16 protein-coding genes are annotated in these 18581 nt (G+C 61.1%); 10 read left to right on the top strand and 6 right to left on the bottom strand.

Annotation, left to right across the window (positions count from 1 at the left end; genetic code table 11):
- The first annotated feature begins 136 nt into the window (after positions 1-136).
- The 8 genes from HNO86_RS01325 to guaA all read left to right on the top strand — a co-directional run bounded on the left by HNO86_RS01325 (position 137) and on the right by guaA (position 7575).
- Positions 137-736, top strand: coding sequence for a CoA pyrophosphatase (locus HNO86_RS01325; RefSeq protein ID WP_175375223.1), 600 nt, complete (start codon positions 137-139; stop codon positions 734-736).
- Between the two features lie 47 nt (positions 737-783).
- Positions 784-1308 carry a gamma carbonic anhydrase family protein gene (locus tag HNO86_RS01320; protein ID WP_175375222.1) on the top strand — a complete coding sequence of 175 codons (525 nt, stop codon included), beginning with the start codon at positions 784-786 and terminating at the stop codon, positions 1306-1308.
- The gene (locus tag HNO86_RS01315) at positions 1305-1520 is read left to right on the top strand and encodes a DUF1289 domain-containing protein (RefSeq protein WP_175375221.1); all 216 of its coding nucleotides are present in this window, start codon (positions 1305-1307) and stop codon (positions 1518-1520) included. The genes HNO86_RS01320 and HNO86_RS01315 overlap by 4 nt, the downstream gene beginning before the upstream one ends.
- A gap of 135 nt (positions 1521-1655) precedes the next feature.
- Complete coding sequence (locus tag HNO86_RS01310; protein ID WP_175375220.1) at positions 1656-2123, top strand: preQ0 transporter; 468 nt, start codon at positions 1656-1658, stop codon at positions 2121-2123.
- Positions 2124-2213: 90 nt separating this feature from the next.
- Positions 2214-3395 carry a formate-dependent phosphoribosylglycinamide formyltransferase gene (gene purT, locus HNO86_RS01305; protein WP_175375219.1) on the top strand — a complete coding sequence of 394 codons (1182 nt, stop codon included), beginning with the start codon at positions 2214-2216 and terminating at the stop codon, positions 3393-3395.
- 185 nt (positions 3396-3580) lie between these two features.
- Positions 3581-4129: a sugar ABC transporter ATPase gene (locus HNO86_RS01300; RefSeq protein WP_175375218.1), complete on the top strand. Its 549-nt coding sequence runs from the start codon at positions 3581-3583 to the stop codon at positions 4127-4129.
- Between the two features lie 272 nt (positions 4130-4401).
- Positions 4402-5871 (top strand): IMP dehydrogenase, encoded by a 1470-nt coding sequence (guaB, locus tag HNO86_RS01295; protein ID WP_175375217.1) that lies wholly within the window; start codon positions 4402-4404, stop codon positions 5869-5871.
- A 126-nt stretch (positions 5872-5997) separates the two neighbouring features.
- On the top strand, positions 5998-7575 hold the full coding sequence (guaA, locus tag HNO86_RS01290) for a glutamine-hydrolyzing GMP synthase (RefSeq protein ID WP_175375216.1): 1578 nt from the start codon (positions 5998-6000) through the stop codon (positions 7573-7575).
- Between the two features lie 84 nt (positions 7576-7659).
- Here guaA and HNO86_RS01285 read toward each other — a convergent pair whose 3' ends face one another.
- Entirely contained in the window at positions 7660-10764 is a 3105-nt protein-coding gene (locus HNO86_RS01285; protein ID WP_175375215.1) for a membrane-targeted effector domain-containing toxin, read from the bottom strand.
- A gap of 187 nt (positions 10765-10951) precedes the next feature.
- Here HNO86_RS01285 and HNO86_RS01280 point away from each other — a divergent pair, with 187 nt between their 5' ends.
- Positions 10952-12328, top strand: a complete 1377-nt coding sequence (locus tag HNO86_RS01280; protein WP_175375214.1) for a multicopper oxidase family protein — start codon at positions 10952-10954, stop codon at positions 12326-12328.
- The gene (gene tadA, locus HNO86_RS01275) at positions 12328-12825 is read left to right on the top strand and encodes a tRNA adenosine(34) deaminase TadA (protein WP_175375213.1); all 498 of its coding nucleotides are present in this window, start codon (positions 12328-12330) and stop codon (positions 12823-12825) included. Before HNO86_RS01280 ends, tadA begins: the two co-directional genes overlap by 1 nt.
- A gap of 132 nt (positions 12826-12957) precedes the next feature.
- On the opposite strand, the gene cmoB is transcribed toward tadA, so the two are convergent.
- The 5 genes from cmoB to lon form a co-directional block, all read right to left on the bottom strand.
- Positions 12958-13914, bottom strand: coding sequence for a tRNA 5-methoxyuridine(34)/uridine 5-oxyacetic acid(34) synthase CmoB (gene cmoB, locus HNO86_RS01270; protein WP_175375212.1), 957 nt, complete (start codon positions 13912-13914; stop codon positions 12958-12960).
- Positions 13911-14654 carry a carboxy-S-adenosyl-L-methionine synthase CmoA gene (cmoA, locus tag HNO86_RS01265; RefSeq protein WP_175375211.1) on the bottom strand — a complete coding sequence of 248 codons (744 nt, stop codon included), beginning with the start codon at positions 14652-14654 and terminating at the stop codon, positions 13911-13913. Before cmoA ends, cmoB begins: the two co-directional genes overlap by 4 nt.
- Before the next feature lie 165 nt (positions 14655-14819).
- Entirely contained in the window at positions 14820-15461 is a 642-nt protein-coding gene (locus tag HNO86_RS01260; RefSeq protein WP_175375210.1) for a lysoplasmalogenase, read from the bottom strand.
- Between the two features lie 2 nt (positions 15462-15463).
- Entirely contained in the window at positions 15464-15856 is a 393-nt protein-coding gene (locus HNO86_RS01255) for a protease inhibitor I42 family protein (RefSeq protein ID WP_175375209.1), read from the bottom strand.
- Between the two features lie 216 nt (positions 15857-16072).
- A complete protein-coding gene (gene lon / locus HNO86_RS01250) occupies positions 16073-18493 on the bottom strand; it encodes an endopeptidase La (protein WP_256672525.1) in 2421 nt (806 codons plus the stop codon).
- Positions 18494-18581 lie beyond the last annotated feature (88 nt).

Raw genomic sequence — 18581 nt, 5'->3', positions numbered from 1 at the left:
TGAATGCTGCGCCTATCTTGGCGTGCGCCGGTGTCTGTCGGCAAGTTGTCGTTTCGCGACACGCCGTTGTCCGGGGGGTTGGGCGACCGCAGCGATTGGTGCATGATGCGGGGTAAGGCACAGATCGAGAACACTCATGCTGGATGAGCTACTGCATCGGGTCAGTAACCACACACCGCGCACGCTGGAAACCGACCATCGTTTCCCCGAGGCCGCCGTACTGGTGCCCATCACCCGCAGTGATGAGCCGGAGCTGGTACTGACCCTGCGCGCCAGCGGGCTCTCGACCCATGGCGGCGAAGTCGCCTTCCCCGGTGGTCGCCGCGACCCCGAAGACCCGGACCTGGTATTCACCGCGCTACGCGAAGCCGAAGAAGAGATCGGCCTGCCGCCAGGACTGGTGGAAGTGATCGGCCCGCTCAGCCCGTTGATCTCCCTGCACGGCATCAAGGTCACCCCTTATGTGGGCGTGATTCCGGATTTCGTCGAATACCAGGCCAACGATGCGGAAATCGCCGCGGTGTTCAGCGTGCCGCTGGAGTTCTTCCGCGAGGACCCGCGCGAACACACCCATCGCATCGACTATCAGGGCCGCAGCTGGTACGTCCCGAGCTACCGTTACGGGGGGTACAAGATCTGGGGGCTGACGGCGATCATGGTGGTCGAACTGATCAACCTGCTTTATGACGCCCGGATCAGCCTGCACCAGCCACCCAAAAGCTTTATCAATACTTGAGCCATCATTCGAATGGCCTGAACACGTGATGCCCTGAGGACAATCCGATGAAATACCGCCTGGGCGACGCCCGTGTCGAGACTCACCCACAGAGCTGGGTCGCCCCCAATGCCGTGCTGGTGGGCAAGGTCAAACTGGAAGAGGGCGCCAGCGTCTGGTTCAACGCCGTATTGCGCGGCGACAACGAATTGATCCTGATCGGCAAGAACAGCAACGTGCAGGACGGCACCGTGATGCACACCGACATGGGTTACCCGCTGACTATCGGCACCGGGGTGACCATCGGCCACAACGTCATGCTCCACGGCTGCACGGTCGGCGACAACAGCCTGATCGGCATCAACTCGGTGATCCTCAACGGTGCGAAGATCGGCAAGAACTGCATCATCGGCGCCAATTCGCTGATCGGCGAAGGCAAGGAGATTCCGGACGGATCGCTGGTCATGGGCTCGCCGGGCAAGGTGGTGCGCGAACTGACCGAAGCGCAGATCCAGATGCTCCAGGCCAGCGCCGCCCACTATGTGCATAACGCCCAGCGTTATGCTCGTGATCTGGCCGAGCAGGAAGAATGACGCCCCCCGAACGCCCCGTCGCATCGCCCTGCGTGAGCATTTGCGCGCTGGACGATGACGACATCTGCACCGGTTGCCAGCGCACCGTCGAGGAAATCACCCGCTGGAGCCGGATGGACAACGACGAGCGCCGCAAGGTGCTGGGGTTGTGCCATGAGCGGGCCAAGGCCAGCGGGTTGGTGTGGATGATCGGCAAGACACCCGGTCAATAACAGAAGAGCAAAAGATCGCAGCCTTCGGCAGCTCCTGCAGGGGATCGCATTCTCTGCAGGAGCTGCCGAAGGCTGCGATCTTTTGATTTTGCCCTTGCCTGAAGTACCCTGTGCGCCAATCTGACAGGTACTTCCATGTTCTTCCTGATCGCCTACATCAGCAGCGTCGTGCTGATCAACTTCGCCTTTTCCACCGCCCCGCACCTGGACATCATCTGGTCGGCCTGGGGCGGGCTGGTGTTTATCCTGCGTGACATGGTGCAAACCCGCTTCGGCCATGGCGCGATTGTAGCCATGCTGGTGGCGCTGGTGCTGTCCTATGTCACCTCCGATCCGTCCATCGCCCTGGCCAGCGCCACGGCGTTCGCGGTGTCCGAGTGCATCGACTGGCTGGTGTTCAGCATCACCAAACGCCCGCTGCACGACCGCCTGTGGATAAGTTCGGCCCTGAGCATTCCCCTCGATACCTTCATCTTTTTCGGCATGATCGACGCGCTCACCCCCGGCGTGATCCTCACCGCGCTGGGCTCGAAGTTCGCCGGTGTCACCGCCGTGTGGCTGATCATGGCCTGGCGCCTGCGCAAACAGGCTGTCGCCAGCTGAAGCCAAACCCTGCAGTTCATGTAAAATGCCGCGCTTTCTCCCCCAGGGAAGCGTGCTTCCCTCGATGATCGCTTCTTTGAGGACCTGCAGATGACCCGTATCGGAACTCCATTGTCGCCTACCGCGACCCGCGTATTGATGTGTGGCTGTGGCGAGTTGGGCAAGGAAGTGGTGATCGAGCTGCAACGCCTGGGCGTTGAAGTGATTGCCGTGGACCGCTACGCCAATGCCCCGGCCATGCAGGTCGCGCACCGCAGTCACGTGATCAACATGCTCGACGGCGCCGCCCTGCGCGCCGTGATCGAGGCCGAGAAGCCGCACTACATCGTGCCGGAAATCGAAGCCATCGCCACCGCGACCCTGGTGGAACTGGAAGCCGAAGGCTTCACCGTGATCCCGACCGCGCGCGCCACCCAGCTGACCATGAACCGCGAAGGCATCCGTCGCCTGGCCGCCGAAGAGCTGGACCTGCCGACCTCGCCGTACCACTTCGCCGACACCTTCGAGGACTACAGCAAGGCTGTCGAAGACCTCGGTTTCCCGTGCGTGATCAAGCCGGTCATGAGTTCCTCGGGCAAAGGCCAGAGCCTGCTGCGCAGCGTCGATGACGTGCAGAAGGCCTGGGACTATGCACAGGAAGGCGGCCGCGCCGGCAAGGGCCGGGTGATCATCGAAGGCTTCATCGATTTCGACTACGAAATCACCCTGTTGACCGTGCGTCACGTGGGTGGCACCACGTTCTGTGCGCCGGTCGGCCACCGTCAGGAGAAGGGCGACTATCAGGAGTCCTGGCAGCCACAGGCCATGAGCCCGGTTGCCTTGGCCGAGTCCGAGCGCGTGGCCAAGGCGGTCACCGAGGCCCTGGGCGGTCGCGGTCTGTTTGGCGTCGAGCTGTTCATCAAGGGCGATCAGGTGTGGTTCAGCGAAGTGTCGCCGCGCCCGCACGATACCGGCCTGGTGACCCTGATTTCCCAGGACCTGTCGCAATTCGCCCTGCACGCACGGGCGATCCTCGGCCTGCCGATCCCGCTGATCCGTCAGGTCGGGCCTTCGGCGTCGGCGGTGATTCTGGTGGAAGGCCAGTCGACCCAGACCGCATTCGCCAACCTGGGCGCCGCCCTGAGCGAACCGGACACCGCGCTGCGCCTGTTCGGCAAGCCTGAAGTCAACGGCCAGCGCCGCATGGGCGTGGCCCTGGCGCGCGACGAATCCATCGAAGCCGCCCGCGCCAAGGCGACCCGTGCGTCCAAGGCGGTAGTCGTCGAGCTGTAACCATTAGACAGGTTGGCCCGTAATCCCTGTGGGGGCGGGCTTGCTCGCGAATGCGGTGTGTCAGTCGCCAAATGGATTGACTGACCCACCGCATTCGCGAGCAAGCCCGCTCCCACAGGTTTTTGTGGTTGTCCCTATAATTTGTGAATGTCGCCCACCTTCATCAAAGCCTCAGGCCTGTACCCATGAACTCCCAAAGCATCATCGTCCCGAAAATCTCCACACTGCCGGTGCACGAGCCCCGGGCCCGGGCGATTGTGCGTTGGCTGGTGCGCAAGAACATCATCGAAGAACAGCTCAGCACCTGCGGTCGCACCGGCAACCGCATGGCCCACGCCATCGGCGAAGGTGCCCGCGCCGTGGTCCTGCACCCGGAAGCGCTGCCCTTCGGCGAACCGATCAATGGCCTGGAGATCGTCACCAAGCGCTGCATCTATACGCCGGCCAAGGGTTTTCTGGGGGAGGCGGGCTGCGCCGAGTGCCGGCAGGAAATCGGCGAAGCGCTGTTCGAGAGCCTGGAAGACTGGATGCCCGGCCGCACCGACAACTTCACCTGCCCCGAATGCGGGCACGAAGACGACATCAACGGCTTTTTGTACCTGCAGGAATGCGCCTTCTCCAACCTGGGCTTCATCTTCAACAACTGGGCCGAAGCCGGGTTCAAGCAAAGCTTCCTCGACGAATTCGCCGATTGGCTGGATCAGCCTGTCAGCTGGGTCAAAGTCGAACTCTGAAACACCGCGTTCCCGTGCAGGAGCTGCCGAAGGCTGCGATCTTTTGATCTTGATTTTGATTTTTATGCCGACCGCAAGGGCCTCTTCGCGAGCAAGCTTCGCTCCTGCAGATAAGAGCAAAGTCAAAAGCTCGCAGCCTTCGGCAGCTCCTGCAAAGAGCGAAAATCCCCGTATATCAGCAATGCCAATATTAGACAGAGTTTTACATTGAACCCGAGGGGGTGTCTGACTATAATGGCGCGCTTCCATTTTCCCGCTCGGGAGCCCCCGCGATGCTGCGTATCAGCCAAGAAGCTCTGACATTCGACGACATTCTCCTCGTGCCCGGTTATTCCGAGGTACTTCCTAACGAAGTCAGTCTGAAGACCCGCCTTACCCGTGGCATCGAGCTGAACATTCCTCTGGTTTCTGCCGCCATGGACACCGTCACTGAAGCCCGTCTGGCAATCGCCATGGCTCAGGAAGGTGGCATCGGCATCATCCACAAGAACATGACCATCGAGCAGCAAGCTGCCGAAGTCCGCAAGGTCAAGAAGTTCGAAGCCGGCGTCGTGAAAGACCCGATCACCATCGAGGCCGACGCCACGGTTCGTGACCTGTTCGAACTGACCCGCCTGCACAACATCTCCGGCGTACCGGTACTGCACGATGGCGACCTGATCGGCATCGTCACCTCCCGTGACGTGCGTTTCGAAAGCCGCCTGGACATCAGCGTCCGCGACGTGATGACGCCCAAAGAGCGTCTGGTCACCGTCAAGGAAGGCGCCGACAAGAACGACGTTCGCGAGCTGCTGCACAAGCACCGCATCGAACGCGTCCTGATCGTCGACGACAAGTTCGCCCTCAAGGGCATGATGACCGTCAACGACATCGAAAAAGCCAAGGCTTACCCGCTGGCCAGCAAGGACGATCAAGGTCGTCTGCGCGTTGGCGCCGCCGTCGGTACCGGTAAAGACACCGGCGACCGCGTTGCCGCCCTGGTCAATGCCGGCGTGGACGTGGTGGTGGTCGACACCGCTCACGGTCACTCCAAGGGCGTGATCGACCGCGTTCGCTGGGTCAAGGAAAACTACCCACAAGTGCAGGTCATCGGCGGCAACATCGCCACCGGCGCTGCCGCCAAGGCCCTGGCCGAAGCCGGCGCTGACGCAGTCAAGGTCGGTATCGGCCCTGGCTCGATCTGCACCACCCGCATCGTCGCCGGTGTCGGCGTCCCGCAAATCAGTGCCATCGCCAACGTCGCCGCTGCCCTCGAAGGCACCGGTGTTCCGTTGATCGCCGACGGCGGCATCCGTTTCTCCGGTGACCTGTCCAAGGCCATCGTTGCCGGTGCCTCCTGCGTGATGATGGGCTCGATGTTCGCCGGTACCGAAGAAGCCCCGGGCGAGATCGAGCTGTTCCAGGGCCGTTCGTACAAGGCTTACCGCGGCATGGGTTCGCTGGGCGCCATGTCCCAGGCTCAAGGCTCTTCCGACCGTTACTTCCAGGACTCCTCGGCCGGCGCCGAGAAACTGGTTCCGGAAGGCATCGAAGGCCGTGTTCCTTACAAGGGCACCCTGAGCGCGATCATCCACCAATTGATGGGCGGCCTGCGTTCCTCGATGGGCTACACCGGTAGTGCCAATATCGAACAGATGCGCACCATCCCTGAGTTCGTGCGGATCACCGGCGCTGGCATGGCCGAATCCCACGTACACGACGTACAGATCACCAAGGAAGCGCCAAACTACCGGGTCGGCTGACGCCTCCAGCTAGAAGCCACAAGTTACAAGCTGCAAGCGGTGCTGCGTTTGTGCAGTCACCGCACAGCTTCCGATTACTTGCAGCTTGCAGCTTGAAGCTTGCAACTGCTTTTTGAGTCTTTATCCATGGCCCTCGATATTCACGCTCACCGCATCCTGATCCTCGACTTCGGTTCCCAGTACACCCAACTGATCGCCCGCCGCGTGCGCGAGATCGGCGTGTACTGCGAACTGCACCCGTTCGACATGGATGACGAAGCGATCCGCGAATTCGCGCCAAAGGGGATCATCCTCGCAGGCGGCCCGGAGTCGGTACACGTCGCCGACAGCCCGCGCGCGCCACAGGCGGTCTGGGACCTGGGTGTACCGGTTTTCGGTATCTGCTACGGCATGCAGACCATGGCCGAGCAACTGGGCGGCAAGGTTGAAGGCTCCGAGCTGCGTGAGTTCGGTTACGCCCGTGTCGACGTGGTCGGCAAGAGCCGCCTGCTGGACGGTATCGAAGACCACGTGGACGCCGACGGCATGTTCGGCCTCGACGTCTGGATGAGCCACGGTGACAAGGTCACCCGTATGCCTGGCGACTTCCACATCCTGGCCAGCACTCCGAGCTGCCCGATCGCCGGCATGTTCAACGACGACCGCGCTTACTACGGCGTGCAGTTCCACCCGGAAGTGACCCACACCAAGCAGGGCGGTCGCATCCTGTCGCGCTTCGTTCTCGACATCTGCGGCTGTGAAGCCCTGTGGACCCCGTCGAAGATCGCTGAAGACGCCATTGCCCAGGTTCGCGCCCAGGTCGGCACCGACAACGTGCTGCTGGGTCTGTCCGGCGGCGTCGACTCTTCCGTGGTTGCCGCGCTGCTGCACAAGGCCATCGGCGACCAGCTGACCTGCGTCTTCGTCGACAACGGCCTGCTGCGTCTGCACGAAGGCGAGCAAGTGATGGCCATGTTCGCCGAGAACATGGGCGTCAAGGTGATCCGCGCCAACGCCGAGGACCAGTTCCTCAACAACCTGGCCGGTGAAGCCGACCCTGAGAAGAAGCGCAAGATCATCGGCCGTACCTTCATCGACGTGTTCGATGCCGAATCCTGCAAGCTGGACAACATCAAGTACCTGGCCCAGGGCACCATCTACCCGGACGTGATCGAGTCGGCTGGCGCGAAAAGCGGCAAGGCCCACGTGATCAAGTCGCACCACAACGTGGGCGGCCTGCCGGAAGAAATGAACCTGAAACTGGTCGAGCCACTGCGCGAACTGTTCAAGGACGAAGTCCGTCGTCTGGGCCTGGAACTGGGCCTGCCGTACGACATGGTCTACCGTCACCCGTTCCCGGGCCCGGGCCTGGGCGTGCGCATCCTCGGTGAAGTGAAGAAGGAATACGCCGACCTGCTGCGTCGCGCCGACCACATCTTCATCGAAGAACTGCGCAAGGCCGACTGGTACCACAAGGTCAGCCAGGCCTTCGTGGTGTTCCAGCCGGTGAAATCGGTTGGCGTGGTGGGCGACGGCCGTCGTTACGCCTGGGTCGTGGCCCTGCGTGCCGTGGAAACCATCGACTTCATGACCGCGCGTTGGGCACACCTGCCTTACGAACTGCTGGAAACCGTTTCCGGCCGCATCATCAATGAAATCGAAGGCATCTCCCGCGTGACCTACGACGTGTCGAGCAAGCCGCCGGCGACCATTGAGTGGGAATGATCCTGCGACACGCGTTGCGGTGATAAAAAAAGAAAACCCTGGCCTCGGCCAGGGTTTTTTTTGAGTGTGATTTTTGCGATCGAATCAGCCGGGAAGTCGACTCTGCAGGCTCATGCCTCTCTGTTCAAGCCCCCTGGAGAGTTGCTCCAGGCTCGCATAGGGAATGCCGCTGATCCCAGTCCATGACGGACGAACAATGTAGAAACGGCCGTCGGGCAGGGTCTGTACGGGTGTCTGAACGATCATATCGTTCTGGTTGCGATGAACCAGCGAGTAGGTATCGTCCGAACGCTCAAAAATAAACATGCCCCGTCGAGTAAGCAGCCGGTTGATCTGCTGTTCATTACGGGTAACGGGTGGCGCTTCCATCTGGAGCAGTAGATCGGCATGAAGGGGGTGGGAAGTTCCGCGCATGATTTCTTCCTGGGGTGACGGCCCTTTTTCTACCTCGATGCCAGGGTCCACCATCACGCGCTCGCCTACTCCTGGGTCAACCTCTTCAATTCGCAAACCGATGCCACCCTCCAGCTCACTGATACCGGCTAGTCCTCTGAACGTATTGGTGTTTTCAGCGCCGGTCAGCACGACCCACTTGGCAGAGCCATTGCTGGTGTTATCCATGAACATGATGTCGGAGGTCAGGTGGTTGGTGCTGATCTGTTCTTCGATGCGTGTCAGCGAAACCGGCCTTCTGTAGGTCGCCGCACAATCGGTGGCCTGGACACGAATGCCGTTCTGCCTGGCGGTTTTCACCAATTCCAGTTCATCGAATTGCCTTGAAGGGTCGGCTCCGAGTCGGGTCAGGTACTGTTCCAGGTCATCGGACATGACACCGGTCTTGAAGTAGGCATTCAGCTCAGCCTGGGCAAAATCGCTGAGCAGGCGGCGTACATAGAGGGTCTTTACGCCTTGCCGCGCCAGGGTGGCCATGTTTTCAATCATGAAGCGCATGCTGGTAATGCGCCCAAGCGTTTCACCGATAACAAGACCGGGGGCGGATTCGAAGACCTGGGTAATGAGTTCCGTAATGGTCGTGGCAGAAGTCACGGCCGGAACGTGCGGACGTGGCGGCAAATTGGCCCACGCAAGGTTGCTGTAGAAACGCCTGGCGGAGAGTATTAGCGTTCTGGCTTTTTCAGCGAAGAACAGAGCGTACCGATCCGGTGCGATCAGGGCGCCATTGGGGCCGATCTGAACCTGGATGTGCGTCTCGGGAAGTTTCATTGCCCATTTTTGCAGCGCAAATTGCCGCCCGGCTTCAACGTCGTAGGGGGTTCTTATCAGGCCAATTTCCCTCGATGTCGATGTCGATGTCGATGTCGATGTCGAGGGCTGGGGCTCGATGACAGGCGGGGCGGGCTCGATGGTCGGGGGTAGCTCGGAGGGGGATGGATCGCGTACGTTGAGTTCCAGATCCACGGTGCACTCTTTGCCCAGGCACTGACCACCACCCTTGAGCCCCAGCCGTGTCATCCGCTCCCATACACCATCGGCATTCAAGCGCACCGGCAGTGAGTGGATCAGCTGGTTGGGGCGCTCCGGATCGACGATTGCCCAGAATCCGCCGCCCTGCGAGTCAGCGTAGTAACGCACGTAATAGGCCGTGTCATTCATCATGATGGCGTAAGGAGGGTCGGCGTCGAGCCGATAGATGCCCTGGAATTTTCCCGGCTCGGAGACCGGTGTGAGTCCGTCCAGCAGTTCATTGGATTGGTACTTTTGCTCAATGTTGAACGGCTGCTCCGGTTCATCCGGCATGGGAGTTACCTCCCCGACAGGAGGTGATATTCCCTCGGTCTCCTGAGGTGAAGGCTCATCCGTGATCTCTGAATATTTATCCCATTCGGCTGCCTCTGCGGCATCGACTTCGGCACCCACTTCGGCCATTGAACCGGCACCCTTGAGAAAGGGCAGATTGAACAGCACATCAATGGCGTTGAGGATTGCGCCAATCACTCCCGCCTTGCGCTCGGCGGCCGTCCTGGCGTTGACCGCCTGATCGATGTTCAGTCCCATGTTGGCGAGGCTGGCGCCAATCACGGGTAATGCCGCTGGCCAACCGACGGCGGCCATCGGGCCAAACATCTTCACGCCGGCGCTCAAGTAACCGATCCACAGTTTCTTGCGCAGATCAGCGTTGGAGGTGAGGGACAGATCGGCTTCGGCGAACATCGCTGCGCGGGTCGAATCGCGCAGCCAGCTGAACGCATCACCCGTCACGACCTGGTTTTTCTGGTTGATCAGATGATGGTCGGACTGGCCCCAGGTGCTCACCAGCCGATTCATCAGGTCGCTGATGTTCTCGGAGATCTGCTGTCGGTCAGCCAGCGCAAAATGCTCGAGGAACTGTGTGCGTGGTGCTTTTTCGTTCAACTTTTGCAAGATCCACCAGTGCATATCCGTGGCGGTTTCCAGCACATGAAAGGCCTGGTCATCACCCGGGACGTACAGGATCTGGCGGGCCTTGGCGTCTACGATGCGCAGGATGTTCGTTGTCACATGGCCGTCCACATCCAGGCAATACACCTGTAGGCCCTGGCCAGTGGAGGATTCGGATTGCAGCATTGACAGGCTGACCGGCCAGGTCAGTGGGCCGATCACTGCATCGAGGATGATCTGGAAGTCTTCGTCATTAAGATGGCCATTTTCTCGAGCTTCAACGGCTTTGCCGAGGAAGTTGCATTTGGCCAATGTCCGGAAATCACCGGCATAGTCGTTCCAGAACCTCTGAAGCTTGTTGCGGTAAAGGTCACTGAAGTCGATGGCCCAGAAGTCCTTCAATACGTCGTTGCCATGCAAGCGCACTTCATTGGTTGCATCGAAGTTGCTTTCTTCCGGTCCTGCGGTATAGAAGCCCCCGTACAAGTCCAGTAGATCGGCATTGTCCTGGTCGGTCGCGCGAAAGCGATGAATGACCAGCTGCGTCAGCGTCAGGGATTGGTAGGGTTTCTCATCGTAATGCTGCCAGCCGGTGAACGACGTCCCCAGATTCTGAGCGGTCTTGAACCGGTGAAAATAGACTTTATCGGGATCGAGGCCGACGACACCGTATTTTTCAAGCAACTGTGCGGCGACCTCATGGGCGGTGTCCTGCAGGCTCGGACACGCCTGGGTCACCTGCGCGGCGATGCTTTTGAGTGCAGTCTTGTCGGCTGCGTTGGGCAGTGGGCGGGTTTGTGTCGGGTTCATTTGCTCTATTCCTTGAGAGAGGGGCGCAAAGGATGGTGTTTGCACTCAAGGCCCGTGCGCTAAATATGTACCCCCATCGCCTGCGTCCATCCGCCGCGCTGCCCTTACTGTTTCGCAATCGCAGGTGTATCGTATTCGCCTTTTGCAGGCTTGGTGCCTGTCGCAGATTCGTGAGGTAGTTGAGTTCATGTCCTTTACACGTCGCCAAATCCTCGGTGGCCTGGCCGGTCTTGTTGTCGTTGGCGTCGGAGCGGGGGGCGCTTCGCGTTACTGGCTCGGCAAGATGGCTGATGCCGAGGCGGGCCACGACTATGAACTGATTGCCGCGCCGCTGGACGTCGAACTGGTCGCCGGGCACAAGACCCAAGCATGGGCGTTCGGCCCGTCGGCGCCGGGCACCGAGTTGCGGGTGCGCCAGGGCGAATGGTTGCGGGTGCGTTTTATCAACCACCTGCCGGTCGCTACCACCATTCACTGGCACGGCATCCGCCTGCCGCTGGAAATGGACGGCGTGCCTTACGTCTCTCAATTGCCGGTGCTGCCGGGTGAATACTTCGACTACAAGTTCCGTGTGCCGGATGCCGGCAGCTACTGGTATCACCCGCACGTGAACAGCAGCGAAGAACTCGGCCGTGGCCTGGTGGGACCGCTGATTGTCGAGGAGCGTGAGCCGACGGGTTTCAAGTATGAAAAGACCTTGAGCCTCAAGAGCTGGCATGTCGACGAAGTGGGTAATTTCGTCGAGTTCAGCATTCCCCGTGAAGCGGCCCGTGGTGGTACGGCGGGGCGTCTGGCAACAATCAACGGCGTGCCGCAAGCGGTCATCGACCTGCCGGCCGGGCAGATCACCCGCGTACGCCTGCTCAACCTCGACAACACCCTGACCTATCGCCTCAACATTCCTGGCGTCGAAGCGCAGATCTATGCGCTGGACGGCAACCCCATCGAACCGCGCCCGCTGGGCAAGGAGTACTGGCTCGGCCCTGGCATGCGTATTTGCCTGGCGATCAAGGCACCGCCAGAGGGTGAAGAACTGTCCCTGCGTAACGGCCCGGTACGCCTGGGCACCTTCCGCTCGGTGGCCAACAGCGATGCGCCGACCGAGTGGCCACCTGCGCTGCCCGCCAACCCTGTGGCCGAGCCGGACCTGGCCAATGCCGAGAAACTCAACTTCAATTTCGAATGGGTGGGCTCGGTGTCCGTCAACGTCGAGAACGGCAAGCCGCCGAGCCTGTGGCAGATCAACGGCAAGGCCTGGGACATCACCGACAAGACCTGCGCCGATCGCCCGATCGCCAAACTCGAGAAGGGCAAGAGCTACATTTTCGAATTGAAGAACATGACTCAGTACCAGCACCCGATCCACCTGCACGGCATGAGCTTCAAGGTGATCGCCTCGAACCGGCACAAGGTGATTCCGTACTTCACCGACACGTACCTGCTGGGCAAGAACGAGCGCGCGCAAGTGGCGCTGGTGGCGGATAACCCCGGGGTGTGGATGTTCCACTGCCACGTGATCGACCACATGGAAACCGGCCTGATGGCCGCCATCGAGGTGGCGTGATGCGTCAGATCAGACCTGCGGCAATCATCGACCGCAGCCGAGACCGCGACTTCATGCGCGAAGCCCTGGCCCTCGCCGCGCAGGGCGCTGCGCTTGGTGAAGTGCCGGTGGGCGCAGTGCTGGTGCAGGATGGCGAAATCATCGGTCGCGGCTTCAACTGCCCGATCAGCGGCATCGACCCCAGCGCCCACGCCGAAATGGTCGCGATCCGCGCCGCTGCACAGGCGGTGAGCAACTATCGGCTGCCGGGCAGCACCCTGTACGTCACGCTGGAGCCTTGCAGCATGTGCGCCGGGCTGATCGTGCATTCGCGGATTGCGCGGGTGGTCTACGGCGCGCTGGAGCCCAAGGCCGGGATTGTGCAGAGCCAGGGGCAGTTTTTTACCCAGGGCTTTCTGAATCACCGGGTGTTGTATGAGGGAGGGGTGTTGGCGGAGGAGTGCGGGACGGTGCTCAGCGAATTCTTCAAGGCCCGCCGCGCCAAGCCGGCAGACTGAACACCAAACCCCTGTGGGAGCGAGCTTGCTCGCGATGAGGCCCTTTCAGCCAACAAAGATACTGATTGTCAGTCCGCCATCGCGAGCAAGCTCGCTCCCACAGGTTTATTCGGTGTTGGGTAGATCGGGTTATTACTTACGAGCCACGATCACCGCCCGCATCGGCGCCGGCAGCCCTTCAATCGTCTTGCTGTGATCCTCCGGATCGAGGAAATCGCTGAGCGACTGATACTTCATCCACTCCGTCCCGCGCTGTTCCTCGACCGTGGTCACGCTGACGTCCACGCATTTTACATCACTGAACCCGGCTCTTCGCAGCCACAGTTCCAGCGCCGGCACCGACGGCAGGAACCACACGTTGCGCATCTGCGCATAACGGTCTTCCGGCACCAGTACTTGATGCTGATCGCCTTCGATAACCAGTGTTTCGAGCACCAGTTCGCCGCCCTTGACCAGGCAATCCTTCAACGCCAGCAAGTGTTCGATCGGCGAGCGGCGGTGGTAGAACACGCCCATGGAAAACACCGTGTCGAAGCCCTCCAGATTCGGCGGCAGGTCTTCAAAAGGAAATGGCAGGTGCCAGGCGTTGGGTTCGGACAAGTAACGCTGCACCGCCTGGAACTGGCAGAAGAACAGCCAGTTCGGATCGACACCGATCACACTGTCCGCGCCGGCGCCGAGCATGCGCCACATGTAGTAGCCGTTGCCGCAACCGACATCGAGAATGCGCTTGCCCTTCAGATCCAGGTGCGGGGCGACCCGCGACCACTTCCAGTCCGAACGCCATTCGGTATCGACATGCACACCGAACAGGTCGAACGGTCCCTTGCGCCATGGCGACAGGCCCATCAGGGCGGTGCGCATTTGCGCGCGAGTCTCGTCGTCGCAATCGGTGTCCAGCTTCAGGCCGTTCAACAAGTCGACTTCGCTTGGCTGGATCTTCGGCAGGGCATCCAGCGCGCTTTGCCAGCGTTCGAGGTCGCCATGACCCTTTTCCATTTTCTTGTCGAGTTGCACTTGCAGGGTGCTGGCCCAATCGGCCAGCGGCGTGCCGGCCAGACGGCGGGCGAGGGGGGATAGATCAATCATGGCAAGGCAATCAACGAGGCAAAGTTAAGACACTGGAACCACGGCACGACTTTCGAGAACCCGGCGGCCAAAAGGCGTTCGCGGTGTTCTTCGAGGCTGTCGGGCTTCATGACGTTTTCGATGGCGCTGCGCTTCTGGGCGATTTCCAGTTCGCTGTAGCCGTTGGCGCGTTTGAAGGCGATGTGCAGGTCGGTGAGCAGCGCGTGCTCCTGCTCGTCTTCGAAGCGCAGTTTTTCCGAGAGGATCAGCGCGCCGCCGGGCAGCAGCGACTGACGGATGCGCGAGAGCAATTCGCCGCGCTGCGGCGGGGCGATGAATTGCAGGGTGAAGTTCATCGCCACCACCGACGCGGGCTGGAAGTCGAGGGCGAGGATATCGCCTTCGATCACGTCCACCGGCAGCAACTCCTGGAACATCGAGTCCTGAGCGTTGAGGTATTCGCGGCAACGCTCGACCATGGCCGCGGAGTTATCCACAGCGATCACCCGGCAACCTTCGGTGCGCACGTGACGGCGCAGGGCCTGAGTCACCGCGCCCAGGGATGAGCCGAGGTCGTAGAGCACGCTATTGGGTTGAGCGAACTGCGCGGCGAGCACGCCGAGGTTTTCCACGATGGTCGGATAGCCGGGCACCGAGCGCTTGATCATGTCCGGGAACACCCGCACCACGTCCTCGTTGAAGGCGAAGTCAGGCACCTGGGCCAAAGGCTGGGCGAAAAGGCGATCGGGTTCTTTGCTCACGGCGGTTCCGGCGGTGTCGGGGAAAAGGCCGGCATTTTAGCCAAGTTGGCGGGCGGATGCGCGGATTGTCTGATAAACCGCCAAATCAAAAGATCGCAGCCTGCGGCAGCTCCTACAGGTATTCGCATTCCAATGCAGTAGCTGCCGAAGGCTGCGATCTTTTTCTCATGCAGAACGCGATTTCTGGCTGAACGCCGAAGCCGTGATCCCCCACTGCCCCAGCCAGTAACTGAGGATGATCACATAGGGCGCCGCATCGAACGGCGCGACAAACCGGCTGATGCCAATCACGCTGTCCGAGAACACGAACGCCACAGCACCTGTCGCCGCCAGCAGCGCCGAGCGCTTGGGCACGTCGGTGCCAAGCCGCGCCAGTGCGCGCCAGAGCATGGCGCTGATGGTCAGGCCGTAGACGATCACCGGGATCAGCAATGGCCCCAGGCCGTGAGAGATCAGAATCCCCAGCAACACCACGCCCACAGCCAGGGCGATGATCAACGGCAACAACGCCAACCGCCGGCAATCGCTCAGATAGGCTTTCAGATAAGCCAAGTGCGCCACCAGAAACGCGCCCAGGCCAAACACGAACAGATCCCCCGGCAACGCCAGCAGCACATCGCCGATCAGGGAAAAAATCAGTCCCAGGCTGATCCAGCGACGGTATTCGCCGGGCGGGGCGTCGTGCAGCCAGCCAAGCAGGGCGAGAATGGGCAACGGCTTGACCAGCAGGCACAGCAGCGACGCGTGCACGCTTAGACCGTAGAGGAAGGTCGCTGCGCCCATCAGCGCCAGGATCAGCCAGCCCATGGTCAGTTGACCGAGATGGCGCAGTCGAAGGCGTCCACCGGCAGCACTTCCGGCGCCCAGGGTTGTTGCGAGGTCAGGCGCAGACGTCCGGTGCCGGGGGCAAAGGCCTGGAAGCGCCAGGTCGATACACCGGCGGCGCCCACCACACCGGCGTCTTCCGGATTGCGATACACCTCAGGTCCCAACGAGCGCAGTACGCCACCGGCCGAATCCTGGATCGACCAGCGATAACCCGTGGTCGGGTTGCTGGGCAGGGTCAGGATCAGGTTCTGCCCGCTGATGAGCTTCACCGGGCATTCGCTTTGTTTTTCCACGGTCACGTTGTGTTTCGGGGGCGTGGCGCAACCGGCCAGCAGCGCGAGGGCGAGGGGGATGAACAGGCGAGTGGGGGACATAGAGGCTCCGGCGTTCACGACGAACGGCGAGCATAACCGAGATGAGACAAAATGTGACAGGCGGGAAGTAGTGGGTTGGCAGGGCTGACGCCTTCGCGGGCAAGCCCGCTCCCACAGGGATGGGTGTCGTTCGCAAATGATGCGTACACCGCAGAACCTGTAGCCGCCGCCATCGCGAGCCTGCTCGCGATAGCGGTGAAACAGGCTCCACCCCAACTACTTGAACAACACCTTCGCCACATCCGCAAACCGCTTGGCGAAGTGCACGGTGATACCTTCTTTCAGATATTCCGGCAATTCCTCGAAATTGCCCCGGTTCGCTTCCGGCAGGATCAGCTCGAAAATCTTCTGCCGCCTCGCCGCGATAACTTTTTCCCGCACGCCGCCAATCGGCAGCACATGCCCGGTCAGGGTCAGTTCGCCGGTCATGGCCACGCCTTTTTTCGGTGGCTGGTTGCGTGCCAGCGAGAGCAGGGCGCTGGCCATGGTCACGCCGGCGCTCGGGCCGTCTTTCGGGGTCGCGCCTTCCGGCACGTGCAGGTGCACGAACGCTTCGTCGAAGAATTTCGGATCGCCGCCGAACGACTTCAGGTGGGAAGTGACGTAGCTGTAGGCGATCTCCGCCGATTCCTTCATCACATCACCCAACTGCCCGGTGAGCTTGAAGCCACGGTTCAGCGTGTGAATCCGCGTCGCTTCGATCGGCAGGGTGGCGCCGCCCATGCTGGTCCAGGCCAAACCGGTGATGACGCCGGTACCGGCCAGCACCTGCTCGTTGCGGAACACCGGATGACCGAGGGAGGCTTCGAGGTCTTTCGGGCCGAGCTTGATCACAGCGTTGGGGTCATCGATCAGCTTCATCACCGCCTTGCGCACCAGTTTGCCCAGTTGTTTTTCCAACTGGCGCACGCCGGCTTCGCGGGCATAGCCATCGATCAAGGCTTTCAACGCGCTGTCGCTGATGCTCAGGCTGGTCTTGGACACCCCCGCTTTCTCCAGCAGCTTGGGCCACAGGTGACGTTTGGCGATGGCGACTTTTTCTTCGGTGATATAGCCCGACAGACGAATCACTTCCATGCGGTCGAGCAACGGGCCGGGAATGGAGTCCAGGGTGTTGGCGGTGCAGACGAACAGCACTTTTGACAGGTCCATCCGCAGGTCGAGGTAGTGGTCGAGGAATTCGACGTTCTGCTCCGGATCGAGGGTTTCCAGCAGCGCCGAGGCCGGGTCGCCCTGGTAGCTCTGGCCCATCTTGTCGATCTCGTCGAGCATGATCACCGGGTTCATCACTTCGACGTCCTTCAACGCCTGCACCAGTTTGCCCGGCTGCGCGCCGATGTAGGTGCGGCGGTGGCCCTTGATCTCGGCCTCGTCACGCATGCCGCCGAGGCTGAAGCGGTAAAACGGCCGCCCCAGGGATTCGGCGATGGACTTGCCGACGCTGGTCTTGCCCACGCCCGGCGGGCCTACCAGCAAGACGATGGAGCCGCTGATCTCGCCCTTGTAGGCGCCGACCGCGAGGAATTCGAGGATGCGGTCCTTGATGTCATCCAGGCCCGCGTGGTGCTTGTCCAGCACCTTGCGTGCGTGCTTGAGGTCGAGTTTGTCCTCGCCATACACGCCCCATGGCACCGAAGTGGCCCAGTCGATGTAATTGCGGGTCACCGCATACTCCGGCGAGCCGGTTTCGAGGATCGACAGCTTGTTCATTTCTTCTTCGAGGCGTTTTTGCACCTGCGCCGGCAGGACTTTCCCCACCAGCCTCTGCTCGAACTGTTCGAGGTCGGCGCTGCGGTCGTCCTTGGTCAGCCCGAGCTCCTGCTGGATGACCTTGAGTTGTTCCTTGAGGAAAAATTCGCGCTGGTGCTCACCAATCTTGCGGTTCACCTCGGCGGAGATTTCCTTTTGCAGGCGCGCGACTTCCACTTCCTTGCGCAGCATCGGCAGGACTTTTTCCATGCGCTTGAGCATCGGCACGCAATCGAGCACTTCCTGCAGCTCATTGCCGGTAGCCGAGGTGAGTGCGGCGGCAAAGTCGGTCAGCGGCGAGGGATCGTTGGGGCTGAAGCGATTGAGGTAATTCTTCAGCTCTTCGCTGTACAGCGGATTGAGTGGCAGCAATTCCTTGATCGCATTGATCAGCGCCATGCCATAGGCCTTGACCTCATCGGTCGGCTCGGTGGGCTGGTGCGGGTATTCGACTTCCACCAGATACGGCGGGCGATGGTGCTTGAGCCAGGTCTTGAGGCGTACGCGGGTCAGGCCCTGGGCGACGAATTGCAGCTTGCCGTTTTCGCGGCTGGCGTGGTGCACCTTGACCAGCGTGCCGTACAGCGGCAGGGCCGAGGTGTCGAAGTGGCGCGGGTCTTCCTGGGGCGTGTCCATGTAGAACAGGGCCAGGGAGTGGTGCTCGGACTTGGCCACCAGGTCCAGGGTTTCGGCCCACGGCTCTTCATTGACGATGACCGGCAGCACTTGGGCCGGGAAGAACGGTCGGTTGTGGATCGGGATGATGTAGACCTTGTCCGGCAGATTCTGGCCGGGCAGGGCCAGGCCTTTACCGGGGGAGTGGTGGGGGGCGTTTTGCGGGTCGGCGTATTCGCTCGGGTCTTCGGGGAATTCCTGCTGGTCGCTCATTTGGGCACCTGCGCAATGGGTATGGGTCTTAGATGGGGCAGGTCGGCGGTGGTTTCAATGATGCCTGGGGGTTAATGGATCATTCGAC

The organism is Pseudomonas sp. C1C7 (assembly GCF_013359595.1).
Lineage (GTDB): Bacteria > Pseudomonadota > Gammaproteobacteria > Pseudomonadales > Pseudomonadaceae > Aquipseudomonas.
Note: the sequence above shows the minus strand (reverse complement) of the source record. Positions and strands in the feature narration are given on the sequence as shown.